Source organism: Brevibacillus gelatini (assembly GCF_003710935.1).
In the GTDB taxonomy this organism is placed as follows: Bacteria; Bacillota; Bacilli; order Brevibacillales; family Brevibacillaceae; genus Brevibacillus; species Brevibacillus gelatini.
In genome coordinates, this window is sequence record NZ_RHHS01000007.1 from 1 (window position 1) to 20,760 (window position 20,760).

Genomic DNA, 20,760 nt, shown 5'->3' on the forward strand with positions numbered 1-20,760 from the left:
ATTATATATCACATGTTGAAAAATAACATAACGTATCAAGAGTTTGGATGGGATTACTTACAAGATCAGGATCGAGTTGTTGATTATTGGATCAAGAGAATTGAATCACAAGGGTTCAAGGTAATGATTGAACCAACTGAGGTCGTGTAAGTAAATACCATATTTTGGATATATCTAGCAACCAACTGTAGTCCGTCCCTTTTTTTGCTTTTTAGGGGGGGCATTTTCGTATAAAAAGTCGATATTTCGACTTAGAGATGCCCCTTTTGAATTTCAAAAACCTTGACAAACCAATGTTGCCATTTTGGTGCCTCTGGCATATTGGGACTTTTTGGACAGCCCCATCTTTTTTCCCGTGCCCTACTCATCCGCCCAATCGAAAAACCCGGACAACAAACTCTCCTGCCCGGCACTACCCATAACCTTCGCTTCCAGCCGATCTATCCGCTTTTGATACGCCTGCGCCTCGGCCTTGGAACGGTTGCGCAAAAGCGTCCCCCGCTTTTTCCACTGCTCGTAGGCTTGCCGCGTATAGCGGAGCGCCTTTTCCGCGTCGCCGAGCTGGTGCTCGCACAGCTTGGCCGCCTCGATGTAAACCTCTTCGGGGACATAACCGGACGATGCCATGCACGACTCCCAGACATGCAAAGCCTGCCGCCAGTCCTTCTGCTTTTTGTACAGGTGGCCGATGGCAAGCCTTGCCCGATTGCTCCAGGCATGGCCGCTGTCCGCGACGAAGCGGTAGCCTGCCAGCGCCGCTTCCTGGTCGCCCAGCGCGTCGTACCATCTGGCAATTTCAAAGCGTTCCTCCGGGGAGGCGGCCACGTCGGGCTGATCCGTCAGCAGCCGGGTCATATGGATGTAGAGCGTAATGAGTGAGAGGACGTCTGTCTCGTTATGCCGCAGCACCCCTGCGATCACGTCAGGGTCCTGCGAGTGCAAAAAATCGAAGTAGCGCACAGGCGCGAGGTAGCCGGGCAAATCGTCCTCGCGGAAAACGTCCAGCTTTTCCTGTTCGATGATTCCAAGGCGGCACGATTCCAGTTCGGCCTTCCACAGTCGGCGCGCACCGTGCAACAGGTCCAGGTGACCAAAGACAGGCAAGGCCGGAACCTGGTCGCGCACCAGCGTATGCCTTGTCCGCACCTGCGGCCAGTCGAACGACTTTCCGTTGAACGTCACCAGATGCGACGATTTTTTGGCCTGCGCAAGAAACGACTGGTACAGCGTCGCTTCCGCATGGGGGGCAGGCAAAAAATGCTGGCGCACGACAACCTCTTCTCCCTCCAGGCGGCTGTAGCCCAGCAGGAAAACGGCGTTGCCCGCTCCGCCGGACAGCCCGGTCGTCTCCGTGTCAAAAAACAGCAACTCTTCTGCCTTCCTGCCCGCCGCCGACAGGGGATGCTCCCTGCCGGACGCCTCCCAGATGGCAATGGCCTCGTGCAGCTGGGCAAAGCTGTAGGCGCCGTGCCGCTGGCTGACGGGATAGCGCACCTCGCGGATCATGACGTGCTCGTCGTCCCAAAAGTAGGGGGCCGCCTGCAAGGACTGCCATCTGTCCGTAAAGGGAATGGACGGTTTTTCGGGTTCGGACGGCATAGGCGCGGGCTGTTCCGACGGCTGTCCTGCCGAATGTCCTGCCGGCTGCTCGGCCTGCTCTCCTGCCGCGGCAGGCTCGTTCGCCACCTTGCCTGCGTCCAGCGACATGTGCCCCTTCATCCGTTGCAGCCTGGATTTAAGAGACATGAACGCTTCCCCCTTGGGCGACGCGCAGCAAGGTCATGGCCAGCTCCTTGCTGCCGTCGTCGGTCGCGCCGACGCACGACGGACAGCCTGACGCACACGGGCAAGAGCTGATGAGCCGCTCTGCCTGGGTGAGAATCGTTTCCATTTCCTTGTACACTTGCTCCGACAGGCCGATGCCGCCCGGATAGCGGTCGTACAGGAAAATCGTCGGCTCCTGCGAGTGGACGGCCTTGCGCTGGGGAATAACGTGCAAGTCCATCGGGTCGCACATGACAAACAGCGGGGCGACGTGCTGGAGTACATGCGCAAGACCGACCAGCCCCCGCTCCACGTCCTCTGTGCCGATCTCCTCCAGAAGCGAATCGGAAAAGCCGATCCATGCCGCGTTCGTGTGCAGCTCCTCCTCCGGCAGATGAATCGGGCCGGAGCCGATGTTTTCATGCGTCTCGAACTTGATCTTTTTGAAAATCGTCGCCATCGCGTGCACGGAAACTTCCCCGTAAGCAAAAGCGCTCTGCCCGTAGCGCCGCGTCTGGTCCTGCTCCAGCACCTTGAGTTGAACCGCCAGATTCGCATCGGTGTAATAGTCGACCTGCACTTCCCGGACGTACGCCTTCTTTTCCTCGTAGTCGAGCTTCTCGACCTGGTACTGCGTCCCTTGGTGCAAGTAAATCGCTTCCTCGTGCAGCAGCGTCAGCGAGCTGAAACGGTCCATTTCCCCGATGACCCGCTCGTTGCCCCGCTCGCTGATGTCGATGATGACCACGTTTTCCTGCGAGGCCGACCGCAGGCTGATGTTGTGCGCCGGGAACGAATCGTTCATCCAGAACCATTTGCCGCGCGAATAGTGCAGCACTTGCTCCTCGGTCAAAAATTCCAGAACTTCCGTAATTTCCGCCCGGCCAAACGTATCGCCTTCGCGAAACGGCAGCTCATACGCCGCGCATTTCAGATGGTCGACCAAAATGATGAGGTTGTCGGGATTGATCCGCGCCGTCTCCGGACTGCGGTCAAAAAAGTATTCGGGATGGGCGATCACGTACTGATCCAGCGGCGTCGAGCTGCCGACCATGACGACGACCGACTCGCCCTGACGACGTCCTGCCCGGCCCGCCTGCTGCCATGTGCTGGCAACAGTGCCGGGGTACCCGGTAATGACGCACGCCTGCAGTTGTCCGATGTCTACGCCAAGCTCCAGCGCGTTCGTGCTGACTACGCCCATTATGTCGCCGTTGCGCAAGCCGCGCTCAATCTCCCTGCGCTGGCTCGGCAAATAGCCGCCGCGATACCCTTGAATCGTTTTCGGGCCGAGCTTGCGCTTAATCAGCTCCTGCAAGTACGTCAGCAAAATCTCCACGCGGACGCGGCTTCGCGCAAACAGGATCGTCTGGATGCCGTTGGTCAAAAACTGTTCGGTAATGTCCCGCGCCTCCAGCGTGGCGCTGCGCCGGATGTTGAGCTGGCGGTTGACCACAGGCGGGTTGTAAAAGATGAAATGCTTGACGCCGGACGGCGCTCCGTTGTTGTCGACCAGCTCGACCTGTTCCTCTGTCAGCGCTTCCGCCAGCTCTCGCGGGTTGGCAATCGTCGCCGATGTGCAGATGAACTGCGGCGCGCTGCCGTAAAAGGCGCAAATCCGCTTGAGGCGGCGAATCACATTGGCGACGTGGCTGCCAAAGACGCCGCGGTATGTATGCAGTTCGTCGATGACAATGTATTTCAAATGCTCGAAAAACGAAACCCATTTGGTGTGGTGCGGCAAAATGGCGGAGTGCAGCATGTCCGGGTTGGTGATGACGATATTGCCCGCCTTGCGCACCATTTGCCGGATGTTGGCCGGCGTGTCGCCATCGTACGTCTCCGATTTGATCGACAGCCCCATTTCGGTAATCAGCTCGTGCAGCTCTGCCTTCTGGTCCTGCGCCAACGCCTTCGTCGGAAACAGGTAAAGCGCGCGTGCCTGCGTGTCCTTGGCCAGCGTCTGGAGAATCGGCAGATGGTAGCACATGCTTTTCCCGGACGCGGTCGGTGTGACCGCGACGATATGCCTGCCCTCGCGCACATGGCGAAAAGCCGTCTCCTGGTGCGTGTACAAAGCAGCAATTCCTCTTCGCGTCAGCGCTTCCCGGATGCGCGCATCCATTTCCTGTGGAAACGGAACCGTTTTGGCCTCACGGGCAGGAATGACCCGCCAATGGGTTATATTGTCACGAAAACGCTCGTCTGTTTTCAAATGCTCCAAAATCGTTGCCATGTCTTTTTTCATCTTCACCAGGCTCACCTTCTTTGCCCTTATTCTACGAATGGGCGTTCGGGTTGTAAACCCCTGCGGACGTTTTGCCTGGAGCCGTTTTTTGCCGTAAGCAGACCGGAGCGGACAGGGGCTTTTCGCTCTTTTTTTCGGCAAATAGAAAAAGCTGCCAGATGAGCTTGGCAGCCGCTTTTTGGCAAACGGTATTTACCTGGCAATCGCTTTCCCGCCGGATCGGTTCAGCTTCGGCGATCGGGGGCATCGCTTTGTTTTTCCGCTGCCATCAACCCCGACAGGTGGTGAATCAGCACGCGCTCCAGCCTTGGCCCGTCCAGACGCTGCGGTTGCATATAGGCATGCAGCGCAAGCCCGTCGACCAGTGCATAGAGTTTCTCCGTCTCCAGCTCTTTGTCAATACTGGCAGGCAAAAGGCCATTTTGCTCGGCGTAATCCATGAGCTTTTGCAGGCCAAGGTAGACGCCGTCATCCTGCATGTCAAATCTGCCCGGCTTATGGCGGAAGTAAGCCGTAAAGGCAAACCAGACCTCCATTTCCACCATATTTTCCCGATTCATCGGCACAAGCTCCAGTATCGTTCGGATAAACTTCTCGCGCGGCGGCAGGTCAAGTGAAAGAATCTCGCGGATGCGGGCTGTCACTCTTTCTTTCACGAGCTTCATCGAATACGCCAGCAGCTCGTCCTGTGTGCTGAAATAGTGCCGCAGCGCCCCCAGCGACAGCCCTGCCTCTGCGGCGATATTGCGAACCGTCGCTCCCTCCATTCCCCGCTCGCTGATGACCCGCCAGGTGGCCTGGGCGATTTGTTCTCTTCGTTTTTCGTGATCGATTTGTTTTGGCATACCTGTATTTTACCAAGCCCGGACAGGACGAGCAATTAAATAATACACTTGTATTAAATAAAGGCAGGTGATAAAATCTTTTTACAATACATTTGTATTAAAAAAGGAGAGCGTGAACGTGAACTGGATCGCGTGGATGATCGTTGCCTGTGAAATTGGTTTTTGGGTCGTGATTGCCCTGGGGTTGGCCGTGCGGTATGGCTTGGGAAAGGAGCGGCTTGGACTTTTTATCCTGGCGCTGACTCCCCTGGTCGACCTTGTTTTGCTCGCCGTGACCAGTGTCGACTTGTACCAGGGCGCAACCGCAACCAGGGCGCATGCGCTGGCTGCCGTCTACATCGGCGTGTCGATCGCTTTTGGCAAAGGCATGATTCACTGGGCGGACGAAAAGTTTTTGTACTATGTGAAAAAACAGCCGCTGGCGAAAAAGCCCAAGCTGTATGGAATGGCTTACGCCCGCTTCTACGCCAAGGGCTGGTTCAAGCATGTCTTTGCTTATCTCATCGGAGCCGGTTTGCTGTTTGCGATGATCTTTATTGTCGGGGATGCCTCGCGGACCGGGGCTTTGGAGCGGACCATTTCCCAATGGGCGGTTATCGTCGGAATTGACTTCTTGATTACCGTCAGCTTTTTTGTCTGGCCCAAACGGAGCAAAAGCGCCAGTTCTTGACGGGTATACCGTCAATACCCAGGTGGTACAGATACGATGAAGCAAAAAAACAGCGAACCTGCTGTGCGCGGGCACAGGTGCGCTGTTCTTTTTTTGCGTAAAAGCCAGGCTTTCGGCCATACATACACATGGAGCGGGATCGGCAAAATCCGGACATCGGCTTGACAATTGCACTCGCGCCACAAAAGGTTTCCCGATTTTGCAAGATAATCAAACAACAGGCAAGAAAAAACTACGCCCGATAAGCCTCGACCAAAATATTCATGTAATCCTCCGCCGTAATCGTGCGGACGTTGCTTGGCGTCGAGCCGTTTTGCATCGACAGCTCCACGATGCGGGGGAAGTCTGCTTCGCTCACGCCGGGCAAGTCTTTCAGCTTGGGGATGTGCAAGCTGCTTGTCCATTCCGCAATACCTGCGATCAGCTTGTCTACGGCAACTTCTTCGCTGTCGGCATCTGTGGCAAAGCCCATGTAGCGGGCGAGATCAGCGTGCATGGGCTTGTTTTCCGCCGCATTGAAGCGCAGCACGTGCGGCAGGAAGACGGCGTTCGCCACTCCATGCGGCGTATCGTACAGCCCGCCCAACGCTTCGGCCAGGCAGTGAACAGCCGCCACATCCGCAGAGCCAAAGCACAGTCCCGCAAGCAGACTGCCTTCGAGCATCGCGTGCCGGGCCGCTTCGTTTTGCCCATCTGCGTAAGCTGCGGGCAAAGCGGACACAATCGTCTGCATCGCTTTGGCCCCGAGCGCTTGCGAGATCGGATTCGTCAGCTTGCACGTGTAGCCTTCGATAGCGTGAACGAGCGCGTCGACTCCGGTAGCAGCGGTGACAGCAGCAGGCACGCTGTACGTCAAAGCCGGGTCGAGCACAGCCAGAACTGGTCGCAGAGACGCGTGCTTGAGCGTCATTTTCCGGTGCGTGGCCGCCTCTGTAATGACGGCAGAGCGCGTCACTTCCGAGCCCGTTCCCGCTGTCGTCGGGACGCAGATGATCGGCGCGATGTTTTCATAAGCCAGTCGCCCGTCTGCGTAGTCGGCAGGCGTTCCGCCGTTTGGTCCGCACAGCGCAATCGTTTTGCCCGTATCCATCGCACTGCCGCCGCCAATCGCTACGACCATGTCGGCAGCTGTGTCGCGAAACAGGGCTGCCCCTTCCAGGCATTCCGTATCACGCGGATTTTGGCTAAGACGATCAAACAGCGTCACCTGAAAACCGGCTGCCGTCAGCGCCTCCTGGATCGGCGTGACCAGCCCTGCCTTGATGACCCCCGGATCGCTGACCAGCAAGACAGACGTGCCTTTTCGCAGATCGTGCAGCAGCTTCGGCAGCTCCCCCGCTTTGCCTTTTCCCATTTCAATACGTGTAGAGCAATAATAGCTGTATGCGTTCATCGTATCGCCTCCCTTTTCCCCATCATACTAGCTGAAAGAGCTGCGAGCCAGAAAATCGCAAAAAGATTCGCGCAATATAGTTGCAGCGGTGTAACGTTCCTTTTTTTTCCACGTCACATAGGCAAAAGGGGGAATAGACATATGAAAAACATCTTAAAGGCAAGTGGCATAGCCGTTTTGGTTGCGGCCCTGATCGGCTGCAGCTCGTCTGAGCAGCTGGCCGCAGAAAAAAGCGCGTCCCATCAGCAGCCAGCGGGAAGCCCGCAACGAGCGGCATACGGGGGCGGCTATAGTATGCAAGACACTGCACTCTCAGCACCCGTTCATTCGCGCACAGATGGTATGTATTTTCAAAATTACGGGACAAACCAGTTCGTCTCCACCGCAGAAGACCGGCTCTCTACGTTTGCGGCAGACGTAGACACAGGCTCCTACACCGTCATGCGCCGCTACATCCACGAAGGGACTTTGCCGCCGCCGGACGCGGTTCGCGTGGAGGAGTTTATCAACTACTTCCCCGCCGCTTATCCTGCTCCCAAAGACCGCACGTTTTCCATCGTCGCAGACGGCGGCCCCTCGCCTTTCCATCCCGGTCAGCAACTCGTCCGCATCGGGATCAAAGGCAAGGAAATCGCAAGCGACGACCGCAAACCCGCCCATCTCGTTTTCGTCATCGACGTATCCGGCTCGATGGCCCGGGAAAACCGCCTGGAACTGGTGAAAAAAAGCTTGAACGTCCTGGTGGGCCAGCTCCAGCCAAGCGATACAGTCGGCATCGTCGTCTACGGCTCCACCGGACGAGTCGTGCTCCCGCCTACTTCCGTCAAGCAGCGGCCAACGATCTTGTCCGCGATTGCCGAGCTTGAACCGGAAGGCTCCACCAACGCCGAGGAAGGGCTGATGCTGGGCTACGAGATGGCCTCCCGCTCCTTTGAACCCGGTGCGATCAATCGCGTCATCCTCTGCTCGGACGGGGTAGCCAACGTGGGCGAGACGGGCCCGGAAGGAATATTGCGTTCGATCGAGGATTTTTCCCGCAAGGAGATTTATTTGAGCACCTTTGGCTTCGGGATGGGCAATTACAACGATGTGCTGATGGAGCAGCTCGCTGACAAAGGGGAAGGCAACTACGCTTACATCGATTCCTTTTCCGAAGCAAAACGGGTGTTTACGGAAGCGCTGACCGGCAAGCTGCAAACGATTGCCCGCGATGTCAAAATCCAGGTGGAGTTCGATCCGGCCATAGTCGACTCGTACCGCCTGCTCGGCTATGAAAACCGCGACGTCCGCGATGAAGATTTTCGCAACGACAAAACAGACGCGGGCGAAGTGGGAGCCGGGCATACCGTCACCGCGCTTTACGAGGTCAAACTGAAAAAGGCAGCGGATACCGACCAGCTTGGCACCGTGCGCATCCGCTATCATGACATTGCGACCAGTCGCACAGAAGAAATCAGTCAGCCCGTTCAGGTGCAAAAGACATTGTCTTCCGGGCTGAAGTTTCTCGCTTCTGTCGCGCAGTTTGCCGAAATTCTCCGCGAAAGCCCGTGGTCGGAGCGCAGTTCTCTGCACGACGTACTGGAGCTGGCAAAAGCAAACGCCTCCGGTGAGGAACAGCGCGATTTTGTCCAGCTCGTCGAGAGCAGTCTGGCTCTCCGCAAGCATTAACAGACAGGCGCCAGCGCCCCCAACCAAACCGACCATCGGTTTGCATTTGGGCAAAAAAAACAGGCACGCACGCAATTGTGCTGCCTTTTTTGTTAACCTTGCTTTTTTAAAAAGAAATGCTTCACGACAGGGCGGACAAAAATGGTCGCGGCAAGCCCAAGGATGTTCCAGATGTTGACCAGCATGACGCCCGTATCCCCGGAAATGACTGCGAGTGCAAACAGCACAGAGCAAATGAGCGACAGCCCGAACGCAACTGCCCAAATCAATGTCAGCCAAAAGTTGGAGGCCAGAAACAGCGGATGCGAGACAAGCTCAGCGGGCACTACCTTTTTCGCATATTGCAGCGTAAACGGCTTTTTGATGCACAACGACCAGGTGGCTGCCACAGCGAGGATGGCGTACATGAACAGTTGGGTAAAATCCAGCAGGCGAAACGCTGGGAACAAGAGAGCGACCCAAAAGCCGCAAAAGAAGTAAAACACCTTGATCGCAATGATCGTCGTTACTTCGCCAAACTTCTTTTTCTGAAACAGGCAGATCAACAGCGCGAGCGCAAACCCGATGGCAAATCCGAGCGCAGGCGGCTGCACCTGAAATGCGACGAAAAAAGGAATCAGGTCAACAAAAATCCAGAACAAGGTCATGAACACGGGACAGCTCTCCTTTTCTACTTATAAATGTAGAACGAATAACATCATGATAGCTTGCTGATGATCTTATACTACAAACCGACCGTCGGTTTGTAAAGACTTTTTTTAGTCCCTGTCTGTGCTTCGCCAGCGAATCGAGGGGATACCCATCTCACTGACGAACAGCTTTTGCCTCGCCCTCATCCTGACGCGGCACGAGTCGGATTATCAGCTTTTCCCATAGAAAAAGACAGCCTGTTTCCGCTCGCTCACCCGCGAGAGATTCGGCTGTCTGTTCCTTCTATATTATAGAGCCAATGCTACTATACCCGGCTCATCAAGCGGACGGCTTTTCCTCGTCCGCATCGGCAGGCGGCTGTTCGTCTTTCTTTTTGCCAAACAGCTTTTTCAGCAGGCCGCCCAACGCTCCCAATGCGACTACAATCAAAATCCAGCCTTTTTTCGCAAACGCCAAAATCATGGCCAACAGTCCCAGTTTCTTTGCGGCGGCCAAGCCCAGTCCTCCGAGGATCAAGCCTGTCAGGCCGTACTCTGCGACCTTGTCTGTTTCAGCGTTGAAATCGGTGTAACGATGCCCTTCCTTAACCACGAAGTTTTTCATGATCTTTTCCCGCAAGGTCTGCTTGTCCTTCATAAGCGACGGCACATCCGTGACCAGAATGAAGGAAACATGGCCTGTTCTCGTCAACACCTGCAGCTTGTAGTTCAGAAACTGCTCTTTTTTCGAGTTCTCTGCCAGCATGGCGTATTCCAGCTCGTGGGTGGCGGCATTGTAGGACGGCTTTACGTTCCAGCCGATTACATGAATCTGCTCTTCCGGCTCGCGCTGCTTGTTCGCCTCTTCTGTGCCGTCCTTGTAGCTTTGCAGCAACGCGTCGGCATCGATTTCGTTTTGCTCGTCGTCGCTGATATGTCCTGTGTCCTCATATTCGATAAACAAGGTCCAGTTTTGACCGTCTTCAGTCGGATGGACGCTTCCGATTTCGTACATGCTCGGAATGTCCCCATACTCTTTCTCCATTTTGATCGTATCGTCTTTGTTGAGAAAGACCATGTTTTCCGGAACGGTGAAGGAAAACTTTCCTTCCATCTCTACCTTCGTTCCGCTTTCCACAAAATTGTAATTCCCGGCTGCGTTTGCCGGTAGAACGGCCGCAAAAGCGAACATGCAAGTAAATAAAAATGATTGCCAAACACTTCTTCTCATGCTAACCCCTCTTATCTATTTATTTCACGAACTCCCTTATCTTACCGGGATTTTTTACCCATTTCAAAGGTTTTATAGAAAATAAAGGGAAAAATGAATCGTTTTTACTGGGTATAATTGGATGGTTATTTGTTTTCTCATTACTTAAGACCTGCTTTTATAGGACAGATTGCGCATAGGCAGGACTCGGCAATAGGCAACACGTGAAAAAGGGGCGTCTCGAAGTCAAAACAGCGACTTCTGAGACAGCCCCTTCTGGCTGAATGAATTTACTATTGGGCCATTCCCAGTGAGTGGTCTTCGCTTTCCACACAACGCTGAAACGCCCTATCCGGATTAGGAGTATCGTACTTAGTCAGCAAGTCTTGGTAGGAGCCTGCATACTTCACATTCCCGGCATGGAGAATGAAAATTTGGCAATCGATAAATTCCAGCTCCTGCAATTGATGAGTTGACATCAAAACTGTGTGCCCGGGTTTTTTGGCTATCTCTGCAATCTTGCTCAATATTTTTAATCTCGCTGTAGGGTCAACCCCGCTCGTCGGCTCATCAAACAAATAGAAGCGTTTGTCAATCTCGGCAAACAAGGTGACAAGCAGCCATTTTCTTTCCCCGACAGACATTTGCCCAAACTTCCGATTCCAAAGCTCCCTGACCAGTTCCCTTTCCCGGTCATCCAATAGAGACAAGCATAGCTCCGGATTTTTATCGAACGCTTGATCCGCTATATGTAAAATAAGTCGGGCAATATCCCTGCCCTTCAAAATGGGCGAAAAGTACAAGCTTTGCGTTTGATAGACGATTTCGTTCGCTGGTGGGATTCCGTCAATCGCCCCTTCCTGAATCGCCAACACTCCCGTCAGTAAATCAAAAAGCGTTGTTTTCCCTGCTCCATTCAGGCCAATGACTACGTTGACCTTATTCGCTTCCAGTTTCATATTCAGTTGATGGAGCGCTTTCTTTTCACTCTTGGGGTAGGAAAACGATATATTTTTTAATTCAATCATCGGTTCTCCACTCTTTCCTTCCTTTTGGCGATTAGGTTCTTCTTACTGTTGAAGCGATTTTTATTTTCGGCCAGGCAATGCTTCCAATCATGATGTAGACCAGCGAAATGATGAAAAGGAACAGGTGATTACTGTTCGGTTGAAGGTTATTGGTCAATACTTCATAGGTAAACACGGAGAAACGGAATACGTATTCAACCGGGTTTAAATAGTAAAGCATAGTGCTAAAAAAATCCGTAGACTCGCCTCGATAAATAGCCAGATACGTCGCCGGGAAAATCATCATGTTGACAATCGTATAGGCAGATGAAGCCCTTACCGACAAGCTGGCAATCGAGAGAGACAGCATAAAAAGCGGGAGCAAGACGAGCAAATAGGTACACGCAGCAGTAAGAAACAGAAGAAAAACAGGGTAAGCAAAGACGACTGAAATCACAAACGTAAACAAAGCAAGCGTGACGAGCCCAAAAACAATTTGAGTGAGTAAAAGTCCCCCGATAATCGGAACTTTTGAGCCGCAGATGAAGACAAAGCTTTTCAAGATGCCCCACTCTCGAAAATCGGTTAATCTTAGCCCAATCCCATTAAACACTACCAGCACTGTCGAAAAAGCCCAGAAACTGGCATAGTAGTAAACGGCTTTTGAAACATCCGGTTTGGCGTCGAACCAACTGTAATTGATCGAAAAAAACAACAGTACAGGCAGCAGGATCGACCAGGCTAATGACACTTTTTCATCCATGATCGACTTGAGGAATACGATGAAAAATTCGTATGATTTTCTAAACATGGTTTTCCGATTCCTTTCCTGAAAACTTCATTTCCTTCAATAACTTTTTTCTTAAAATTTCCTTTTTTAGATAAATATACCACAAAAAGCCAGCGTTTGCAGGATTGACCCCTGCGCTGCTGGCTTTCTTCGTTGTTGCGTCCATCATTTTACCGTTTGTTTACTTCTGCAAATCTTCAATCGACGTAATATCCATGTAAGTCGGAACGGCCAGACCCAGCTTGGTTCCTTCCAGGTTTGGTCCGAGGTCCTCTACGTCCTTGCCGAGCTTCTCCATGTAGTCCGCATGTGTCGTCGGCAACCATGCGGCAACCATGCCGTCCACGTCGCCGTTTGCTACCCCTATCCACATCGGGCCTGCTTCGACCTGGCTCAGCTCCACTTGATAGTTCAGCTTTTCCTCCAGGACGGTTTTTACCACGTTCGTGCTGGCGATCTCGGAATCCCAGGCCACGTAGGCAAGCGTCAGCTTTTGGCCGGTGGCAGGCTGGATGCCCTCGATCCATTTGTTTACCGTCTCTTCATTGTTTTTCACCCACTCGGCTGCCGCTTCCTCCGGCTTTTTGCCGCTTTCGATGTCCAGCATGACTTTTTCCATGTCAGCAGGCGTCCAGGCGAACTTGTCGAGGAAGGCGTAGGCGCTCGGCTGCTCTTCCTTCAAGCCTTTGCGCACGACGGTGTGAATTTGCTCTTCTTTGCCGTAGATGCCTTTCGGGTCTTCCAGGTACTTCATCTCGAACTTGGAGAACATCCAGTGCGGGGTCCAGCCCGTGACGATAATCGGCTTTTTGTCCTTGTACGCCTGCGTCAGGGCGGCTGTCATCGCGGCACTGGAGCCTTCCACCAGCTCCCAGTCTTTCAGCCCGTATTCGCTGAGAACTTTTTCCGTCGCCTTCATCAGTCCGGCGCCCGGATCAATTCCGATGATTTTATGATCGACAGCCGCGCCTACGCTGCCGGATGCCGCCGAGCCGGTGTTGCCAGACGGTTCATTGCCTTGCGGAGTTCCAGCGCTTGAGCAGCCTGCCATCACCATGCCGAGTCCCAGTACGACTGCCAATCCTTTCCAGGTTGCTTTTTTCATGAAAACCCCTCCTACGCTTTTTTTCTCTTTCCTACTCCTTGCGTGATGCGGTCCAGCAAAATCGCCATAATGACGATGGCCAGTCCCGCCTCGAAGCCTTCTCCGATCTTGATCTGCGTCACAGCGCGATAGACGTCCGCGCCAAGGCCTTTTGCCCCAATCATCGAAGCGATCACGACCATGGACAGCGCCAGCATGATGCTTTGGTTGATTCCGGCCATGATCGTCGTTTTCGCAATCGGCAGCTGTACCTTGGTCAGCTTTTGCCAATAGGTCGAACCGAACGCCTCTGTCGCCTCGATCAGGTCCGCTGGCACCTGGCGAATCCCCAGGTTGGTCAGGCGGATGGTCGGCGGCATCGCGAAAATGACGGAAGCGATGACACCCGGCACTTTTCCCAATCCGAAGAAAAAGATCGCGGGAATCAAGTACACAAACGCAGGCATCGTCTGCATGAAATCAAGCAGCGGCGTCACGACCTTTTGGACGGAATCACTCTTCGCGCACCAGATTCCCACGGGAATCCCGATGATGATCGAGATGAGTCCGGCGGTCAGCACCAGCGCAAGTGTTTCCATTGAATGCTCCCAATAACCCAGGTTCTGAATCAGAAGAAGTCCAATGAAAGTAAAAAGAGCGATAGACAGCTTCCCGGCGCGGTACGCCAGCAGCGTCAGCAAAATGATAATCACCCAGAACGGCAGTCCGGTCAAAATCAGCTGAAAGAAATCGACCATCCCGCCAATGCACGTCGAAATAAAATCGAACAAAAAGCCCAAATGCTCATCCAGTCCGTCTACGATGGTTTCTACCCAGCTATCGAGGGGCAGCTTCGGAAAAAGTTGGTCCATCATGCATCCACCTGCCTTTCTTCACTTGCCGCAAGCGACGATTCCTGGTTCACTTTTCCGGCCAAACCACCCAGTACGGCACCTTTTACGATCACGCCCAACAGACGATCCTGCTCCCCTGTCACCGCCACCGGAATATCGGAAAAGGCAACCAGGTCAAACAGTTCATTGAGCAGCGTCTGCGGGCCGACTTTTGGCACTTCTGTGCGCAGGACACTTTCCAGCGATTTTCCTTGTTCCTTCGCTTCGCTGACGGCGTCTGCGGTCAACACGCCCAACAGTGTTTTCTTTTTGTCGACCACGTACAGGCTCGATACGCCGCGATCCCGCATCATTTGCAGGGCGACGCGCGGCCCTTTGTCCAGGGTGATCGTCTCTGCCCGCTTCATGACGTTCTCCGCAGACAGCACCTTGGAGCGGTCGACGTCTTCCACGAAGCGCTCCACGTATTCGTTGGCCGGATTGGTCATGATTTCTTCCGGGGTACCGATCTGCACGATGGCACCGTCCTTCATCAAGGCGATCCGATCCCCGATCTTCAGCGCTTCATCGAGGTCGTGCGTAATGAAAATAATCGTTTTTTGCATCGTGCTCTGCAATTCCAGCAGCTCATCCTGCATGTCCTTGCGAATAAGCGGGTCCAGTGCGCTGAATGCCTCGTCCATCAACAGCACATCCGGCTCATTGGCAAGTGCACGCGCCAGGCCGACGCGCTGCTGCATTCCTCCGCTGAGTTGCTCGGGATAGCTTGCTTCCCAGCCTGCCAGACCGACCAGCGCAAGCGACGCTTTCGCCTTGGCTTCGCGCTCGGCTTTGGGAATGCCCTGGATTTCCAGGCCATACGCTGCATTTTCCAGGACGGTCCTGTGCGGAAACAGGGCAAACTTTTGAAACACCATCCCGAGCTTCTTTCTTCTGACCTGCTGCAACTGCTCTGTGTTCATGCTGACAATATCCGTACCGTCAATCAGGATTCTGCCTTCTGTCGGCTCAATCAGCCGATTCAAGAGTCGAACGAGCGTCGACTTCCCGCTACCCGAAAGCCCCATGATGACGAAAATTTCGCCGGCATGCACCTCAAAACTCGCTTGGTTCACCCCAAGAGTAAGACCCGTTTCCTTCAAAATTTCCTGTTTGGTCTTCCCTTGTTTCACGTAGGGCAGTGCGCGTTGGGGCTGTCGTCCGAAGATTTTGGTCAAATTTTCCACTTTGATCTTGGGCATGTGGTCACCTCCAACTGTTACGCCCGTATCCGGACTGTTCTTTACCCTTACAATTGTAACGACCCCTGTTTTTTGCCTCAAACTGGATGAGTCGCGATAATCGGGCATTTTCAGCGTTCAGAAAAAACTTTACGTACTTTTCTTTCCGTATTCGCAGTATATCACGTATATACTGTTTGATGTATCCATTTACTTTTTGCTTGCGGAAACGTACAATTCTAGTCAGGTAAAATGACTAGAGGAGCTGCTTTTTTCAAAATGGAAACGAATCAGGAAAAAATCCTCGAAAAAGCTCAGGAACGCGTGATCGAAACGTTGGCCCGCAACATGGATTTGTACGGCATCACGATGTCTACCGGGCTTTTGTACGGCACGCTGCTGTTTCAGGACAAGTCGATGACGCTGGATGAGATGGGAGAAGCGCTGGGAATGAGCAAAACCAGCATGAGCACCGGCGTTCGCACCTTGATGGACTTAAATATGGTAGAAAAGATATGGAAAAAAGGGACGCGCAAAGACCACTACGAGGTCAATCTCGACTGGTACCAAAACTTCATTGATCTGTTCTCCGTGAAGTGGCGCCATGCCAGCGAGCAAAACGTGCACAGCCTGAAAAAGTCGCTGCAAGAGCTGCGCACTCTCCAGCAGTCTGAGGACCTGTCCGATGAGCTGAGAGCGCGCGTCGAGCTGAGCATCAGCCGGATTGAAAACGGCCTGGAGTATTACTCGTGGCTGTCGCGTCTGATTGACGCCTTTGAATCCCACGATATTTTTCAGTTTGTCCCCAAAAAAGAGAGCGATTAGAAAGCATTCCTTGACTCGCTGCAACAAAAAACGGGAGCGCCCATACAGGTGCATCCCGTTTCTTTGTCCCACCTATGATATAATCGACAAACAAAACCTTTCTCATCGGAGGAATTCATGCTTACTTTTGAAGAAAAACTGGCGATTATTGAATCATTTCCGCAACTGACCCGGCACAACGTCTCGCTCAAGCGGGTCAATTTTCACTACGAGGCAAGTCTGCACGACAAAAAGACAGTCGTATACCATCTGCATCCGAATGGCAACGGCTTCGTATTTGCAGGCTTTTTGAAAGGCTATCCCAAAGACGAAAAAGGCTACGTCAACATTCGCGACTTCTCCGCAGAGGAATTGCGCGCGATCATCGAAGCTTCCATCCAGTCTCTCTCTGTCAAACGCGAGCCGAAGCCAAAGACGGAATCAACCGAGCCAATCGTGCAAACCTGGGTTGACAAGGAAAATTCCACGCTGCTGCTGCAACAGGAGGACACGCTGTGGAACGTCTACCACGGCATGAATCTGGAAGCTTCTTTTGAGTCGTATGCAGAAGCGGAAAATTATCTGAAAGAAGAAGGCTTTTCCTTGCGCAAGTAGCTGGATTTTCCTTCCTCCAAATACGATCCTTTCACGGGTGCCCCCTCCTGATGCCATGTCAGGAGGTTTTTTTGCTTTGGCAGAAAATCTTGGCATATTCACGGGCCGTCTTTCACACATTAATAGAGGTGGCTGAAAAGCACGATGCCCCGCAAAGGAGGAGTTCATGTGTATTTCTCGAAGAAAGCAGTTGTTCCGGTCGAAGAAGAGGAAACAGATGTGTGGACGTGCAGCAATGATGGATGTTCGTGCTGGATGAGAGATAACTTTTCCTTTGACGAGAGGCCGAGCTGCCCTTTTTGCCATTCGAAAATGGTAAAGGAGACGCGGGTGCTTCCCGTTTTGGCCAATCACAGCAAGCGCCATTCATGATTCGCTCTTTCTTTTTTCTTGCGGGCATTCTTCCTCTTCTCTACAATTATGCACATGACACGAACGATTGGTAGAGGAGATGCCCATGAACCGAAAAGAGATGGAAGAACAAGTCATCCAGGCTTATCAGCGCGATGAAGGCATGATGATTCTCGTCTTTGCCCAGTGGTGCGTCAACAACGGTCTGGATGCGCGCGAGCTGTACCGCCAAGCCTATCCCGCCCAGGGAGAAAACCATCTGCTGGCTCAAATGCTGGAAAATACCGTTCCCAAAGAGGAAGCAGAGGAAATTCCTGACGCCACCATCCTTGGCGTGCTGTCGCTGTTTGGCAACGACGATTTGGCCTTCGTGGTCAGCCAGGCGATTGCGGAAAGGAACAAGGCAAAAAAATAATGCCAAAAGCTGCACATTGTTGTGTGGCTTTTTTTCTTATCAAATCTAATTCAAAAATTCATTTTTTACGATAGGGGCAATTCGCTTTTATATTGTCTTGGCTTATCCGCTCTTTGACCGCCTCGCAAGCCGATGAACAAGTAAAGGGGAATGCCTATGTATACCGATTCAAAGATATTGAAGTCGCTGTTTTACATCCAGCTGTTCTCAAGTTTTTTGGTTGTGGTCGGGCATTTTACGGCATCGGTGCTTTATTTCAACGATCCTTTCTGGGTTGTCGCCCTCAATCAGATCAGTCGTTACGGCACTGTGCTGCTGACAATCGCAACCGGCTATTTGACCGCCTATTCCTTTGAAGTCAAAAAGCCGCTGCCCCGCGATTTTTTTGCGGGCAAGGTCATGTACATTGTTCTGCCTTACCTGGTGTCGGGCATTCTGTATCACTATTTGCTAAAAAAGGCCATGCCCCATACGTTTGAGGATTTCGCCAACATTTTCTTGGGGAAAACGGGCGATCACCTCTATTTTGTGTTCATGATTTGCCAATATTACGTGTTTGCCTATATTTTTCGCAAGTGGATTACGAAGCAGAACATCCTGTACGTCATCTGGCTTTTGCTTGGCGTTCAGTACGTCTACATCAACTACCTGCACAAAGGATGGCTTGGCCTGTCCACCCGCCACATGCTGCCTAGCTGGATTTTCACGCTGTATATGGGCCATCTGTTGTACTGGTACCGGGAAGCCATTCTGTCTTTTTTGCGCAACAACCGCTCCGTCCTGATGCTCTCGACGGGCATTGCGACTGCTGCCGCCATGTTTTTTGTCGTCTCGAGCAAGCTGTATGTGGCGGTGCATCTGAGCTTCGTTTTTGCAACACTGCTGTCCTTTCTCGTGCTCATGGTCTTTTTTCTGGAACTGGTGGATCATCTTCGCCTCAAGTTCCGCAAAGGCTTGACCTATTTCATTTTCCTGTTTCACTCCGCCTTTTTGATCATGTTCAAAGATTTTTTGTTTGAGCATTACGGAGAAGTCGCCTGGGTCTTTCAAAACACCTGGTACTCGCTTCTGTACCTGGGCTTGATCGTCGGATGCAGTTACCTTTTGGCGCTGCTATTGGTCTTTCTGGTGAAAGGGTTGGAGCAGTTGGGGAAAATGGGCAGGAAAGGACGGCGGGAACGGCTGCAATAAAACGGCGGGACGCCAATACCGAGAACGACCAGTTGACTTTCGTTGCGAAAGCACTGGTCGTTCTTGCGTTTTCGGGCAGGTTTCCGGAATGATTCTGCTTCCTCTGCTAGGCATCTTTGAAGTACATGGAAAATACGGTTTGCCGGTCAGATGACTCGCACGTAATCACTCCGCCGTGCCGCTCGATAATTTCCTTGCAGACGTACAGCCCGATTCCCGTTCCCAGTTCTTTTGTGGTAAAAAACGGTTCAAAAATGACCGACAGCAGGTCTGGCGGAATTGACGGACCATTGTTGGAGATCGTGATCGCTATCATATCGTCGATGCGATGTCCGTTGATGGCAATTTCCTTGTCGCCGTTTTTGCGTTGCAGGACGTCCAGCGCATTGGAAATAATGTTGATGAACACTTGCCGCATCTCGTCCCGGTAGCCATCCAGAAGGAGTCCCGGGTCAATTGTGCATGTAATCTGCGCATTTACGTCCACGATGTTCGGATAGAGAAAGGAAAGTATTTCTTCAAATAGTAAAGCTATGCTAAATACTTCTTTGTTCTTATGTACGGCTCCTTTTTTGGAAACCAGCAAAAACTGGGACACACGGTAATTGAGCTGATTCAGCTCATTCTCGATAATATCCACGTACGGCAAGTCCGGATAGTCTTCTTTTAGCAACCGGGAAAATCCCAAGACAGCGGTCAGCGGATTACGGAATTCGTGTACAAAGCTCGAAGCCATTTGCCCCAGGATCGTCAGCCTGTCCTTGTGCGACCGCTCTATATACAGCTTTTTTTCCTCCAGGTCGCTGTCCTTGAGCTCCGTGTACCTGGAAACGGTATGCACGAGAAAAACGTCGAAGCACTCGTTGATTTTTATCATGGCTTCCAAGAGAAGACCTGCCGGAAAAGAGCCTTTTTGCAGGACTTTGAGCACCAACTCGCGGCCCAGGCACACGTTAAATATGAAATCACCGATGTTGCTCTGCGCTTGATTCCGCTCATTCGCTACTTTAGAAGCGAACAGTTTAATATCCTCATGCGTAATCTTCGAACGGAGATAGTCGGCCACCATGCGGTACATGGCTTGTCCGTTCAAATGAATCATCCCGTTGAACCGGTCGCGCTCAGACACCATGCTCCGTTTCCTGAACTCTTCGACCACCGCTTCCTCGTGCTCGCCCAAAAAAAGTGCCAATTCGTCCAATGCCACCTGTCCCCACTCCGAATGATTAGCATAATTTTTCCGATAATAATATTCCGACTAATATTATACTATCACACCCGTTGGTGCGTGAATGACATTTACATGTCCTTTGTAAAATGGGCAAAGGGACAGCGCGTTCGCTGCCCCTTTGCCTGTACAGCCTGTTTTAGTTCAGCTTTACAATTGTCAACGTCGCCCCTGCTCCTGTCAGCAAGGTAGCCGCTCCCAGCAGGCCGAAAAGTTGCAGGGTGATGGTCGACCCGGCGCTTAGCGGAGCGATTACGGTGTTGTGGAAGGAGGAAAGAGATAGCACTGGTGAAACGACAGATGGAGCAAACGCGGTGCCGTTAATCATCAGCCGCGTGCTGATGGCCAGAGCAGCCGTCGTGTTGACGGAGTACGAGATCAGGTAGTTGCCTGCGGATGGAACGGTAAAGGTTGTGTTGCCCCCTCCGACGGTAATGCCGTTGAGCACCTGGTTGTTGGGCAGAGGGACGTTGGTTCCTCCCAAAACAACTGCAATCAAGGCACCTCCCGTGTTGGCGGCGAAGGCGTTGATGTTTGTGAAGACAGTTCCGGTGGGGCCTGTGGCTCCTGTTGCTCCGGTGGCTCCTGTTGCTCCCGTCTCTCCAGTGGCTCCTGTCGCTCCGGTGGCTCCCGTCGATCCGGTTGCTCCCGTCGCTCCAGTTACTCCCGTCGATCCGGTTACTCCCGTGGCTCCGGTTACTCCCGTGGCTCCGGTTACTCCCGTGTCTCCAGTTGCTCCCGTGGCTCCTGTTGCTCCCGTGGCTCCAGCGGGTC

General features: G+C 52.8%; 21 protein-coding genes. 7 read left to right on the plus strand and 14 right to left on the minus strand.

The window, feature by feature from the left end; genetic code table 11:
* Positions 1-360: 360 nt before the first annotated feature.
* The 4 genes from EDM57_RS01535 to EDM57_RS01550 are packed head-to-tail and all read right to left on the minus strand — an operon-like array spanning position 361 to position 4,857.
* The gene (locus tag EDM57_RS01535; protein ID WP_122903025.1) at positions 361-1,746 is read right to left on the minus strand and encodes a ribonuclease H-like domain-containing protein; all 1,386 of its coding nucleotides are present in this window, start codon (positions 1,744-1,746) and stop codon (positions 361-363) included.
* Positions 1,736-4,018, minus strand: a complete 2,283-nt coding sequence (locus tag EDM57_RS01540) for a DEAD/DEAH box helicase (RefSeq protein ID WP_122903026.1) — start codon at positions 4,016-4,018, stop codon at positions 1,736-1,738. Before EDM57_RS01540 ends, EDM57_RS01535 begins: the two co-directional genes overlap by 11 nt.
* A 25-nt stretch (positions 4,019-4,043) precedes the next feature.
* Positions 4,044-4,259 (minus strand): hypothetical protein, encoded by a 216-nt coding sequence (locus EDM57_RS01545; RefSeq protein ID WP_122903027.1) that lies wholly within the window; start codon positions 4,257-4,259, stop codon positions 4,044-4,046.
* Positions 4,237-4,857 carry a TetR/AcrR family transcriptional regulator gene (locus EDM57_RS01550; protein ID WP_122903028.1) on the minus strand — a complete coding sequence of 207 codons (621 nt, stop codon included), beginning with the start codon at positions 4,855-4,857 and terminating at the stop codon, positions 4,237-4,239. The genes EDM57_RS01545 and EDM57_RS01550 overlap by 23 nt, the downstream gene beginning before the upstream one ends.
* Before the next feature lie 118 nt (positions 4,858-4,975).
* Between EDM57_RS01550 and EDM57_RS01555 the strand changes: the two genes are divergently transcribed.
* Entirely contained in the window at positions 4,976-5,527 is a 552-nt protein-coding gene (locus EDM57_RS01555; protein ID WP_122903029.1) for a hypothetical protein, read from the plus strand.
* A 232-nt stretch (positions 5,528-5,759) separates the two neighbouring features.
* Here the strand turns inward: EDM57_RS01555 and EDM57_RS01560 are convergent, their stop codons facing one another.
* Positions 5,760-6,920, minus strand: coding sequence for an iron-containing alcohol dehydrogenase (locus tag EDM57_RS01560; RefSeq protein WP_122903030.1), 1,161 nt, complete (start codon positions 6,918-6,920; stop codon positions 5,760-5,762).
* A gap of 141 nt (positions 6,921-7,061) precedes the next feature.
* On the opposite strand from EDM57_RS01560, the gene EDM57_RS01565 reads away from it, so the two are divergent.
* Positions 7,062-8,588 (plus strand): vWA domain-containing protein, encoded by a 1,527-nt coding sequence (locus tag EDM57_RS01565; protein ID WP_122903031.1) that lies wholly within the window; start codon positions 7,062-7,064, stop codon positions 8,586-8,588.
* A 92-nt stretch (positions 8,589-8,680) separates the two neighbouring features.
* Here the strand turns inward: EDM57_RS01565 and EDM57_RS01570 are convergent, their stop codons facing one another.
* The 7 genes from EDM57_RS01570 to proV form a co-directional block, all read right to left on the minus strand.
* A complete protein-coding gene (locus EDM57_RS01570; RefSeq protein WP_246005711.1) occupies positions 8,681-9,235 on the minus strand; it encodes an amine oxidase in 555 nt (184 codons plus the stop codon).
* A 322-nt stretch (positions 9,236-9,557) separates the two neighbouring features.
* Entirely contained in the window at positions 9,558-10,448 is an 891-nt protein-coding gene (locus tag EDM57_RS01575; protein WP_170163345.1) for a DUF2167 domain-containing protein, read from the minus strand.
* A 272-nt stretch (positions 10,449-10,720) separates the two neighbouring features.
* Entirely contained in the window at positions 10,721-11,455 is a 735-nt protein-coding gene (locus EDM57_RS01580) for an AAA family ATPase (RefSeq protein WP_122903034.1), read from the minus strand.
* A 31-nt stretch (positions 11,456-11,486) separates the two neighbouring features.
* On the minus strand, positions 11,487-12,197 hold the full coding sequence (locus EDM57_RS01585; protein ID WP_246005710.1) for an ABC transporter: 711 nt from the start codon (positions 12,195-12,197) through the stop codon (positions 11,487-11,489).
* 208 nt (positions 12,198-12,405) lie between these two features.
* On the minus strand, positions 12,406-13,329 hold the full coding sequence (locus EDM57_RS01590) for a glycine betaine ABC transporter substrate-binding protein (protein WP_122903036.1): 924 nt from the start codon (positions 13,327-13,329) through the stop codon (positions 12,406-12,408).
* An 11-nt stretch (positions 13,330-13,340) separates the two neighbouring features.
* On the minus strand, positions 13,341-14,180 hold the full coding sequence (locus EDM57_RS01595) for an ABC transporter permease (RefSeq protein WP_122903037.1): 840 nt from the start codon (positions 14,178-14,180) through the stop codon (positions 13,341-13,343).
* Positions 14,180-15,403, minus strand: a complete 1,224-nt coding sequence (gene proV / locus EDM57_RS01600) for a glycine betaine/L-proline ABC transporter ATP-binding protein ProV (RefSeq protein WP_122903038.1) — start codon at positions 15,401-15,403, stop codon at positions 14,180-14,182. The genes EDM57_RS01595 and proV overlap by 1 nt, the downstream gene beginning before the upstream one ends.
* A 258-nt stretch (positions 15,404-15,661) precedes the next feature.
* On the opposite strand from proV, the gene EDM57_RS01605 reads away from it, so the two are divergent.
* From EDM57_RS01605 to EDM57_RS01625, 5 genes are all read left to right on the plus strand, one after another.
* Positions 15,662-16,207, plus strand: coding sequence for a GbsR/MarR family transcriptional regulator (locus tag EDM57_RS01605; RefSeq protein WP_122903039.1), 546 nt, complete (start codon positions 15,662-15,664; stop codon positions 16,205-16,207).
* A 117-nt stretch (positions 16,208-16,324) separates the two neighbouring features.
* Entirely contained in the window at positions 16,325-16,801 is a 477-nt protein-coding gene (locus tag EDM57_RS01610) for a hypothetical protein (RefSeq protein ID WP_122903040.1), read from the plus strand.
* A gap of 168 nt (positions 16,802-16,969) precedes the next feature.
* Positions 16,970-17,173 carry a cold-shock protein gene (locus EDM57_RS01615; protein WP_122903041.1) on the plus strand — a complete coding sequence of 68 codons (204 nt, stop codon included), beginning with the start codon at positions 16,970-16,972 and terminating at the stop codon, positions 17,171-17,173.
* 85 nt (positions 17,174-17,258) lie between these two features.
* Positions 17,259-17,567 (plus strand): hypothetical protein, encoded by a 309-nt coding sequence (locus tag EDM57_RS01620; RefSeq protein ID WP_122903042.1) that lies wholly within the window; start codon positions 17,259-17,261, stop codon positions 17,565-17,567.
* A 156-nt stretch (positions 17,568-17,723) separates the two neighbouring features.
* Positions 17,724-18,758 carry an acyltransferase family protein gene (locus tag EDM57_RS01625; RefSeq protein WP_122903043.1) on the plus strand — a complete coding sequence of 345 codons (1,035 nt, stop codon included), beginning with the start codon at positions 17,724-17,726 and terminating at the stop codon, positions 18,756-18,758.
* A gap of 106 nt (positions 18,759-18,864) precedes the next feature.
* Here EDM57_RS01625 and EDM57_RS01630 read toward each other — a convergent pair whose 3' ends face one another.
* Entirely contained in the window at positions 18,865-19,965 is a 1,101-nt protein-coding gene (locus EDM57_RS01630) for a histidine kinase N-terminal domain-containing protein (RefSeq protein ID WP_122903044.1), read from the minus strand.
* A 160-nt stretch (positions 19,966-20,125) separates the two neighbouring features.
* Positions 20,126-20,760 (minus strand): BclA C-terminal domain-containing protein (locus tag EDM57_RS01635; RefSeq protein ID WP_122903045.1); only part of this gene is annotated, 635 nt, incomplete at its 5' end.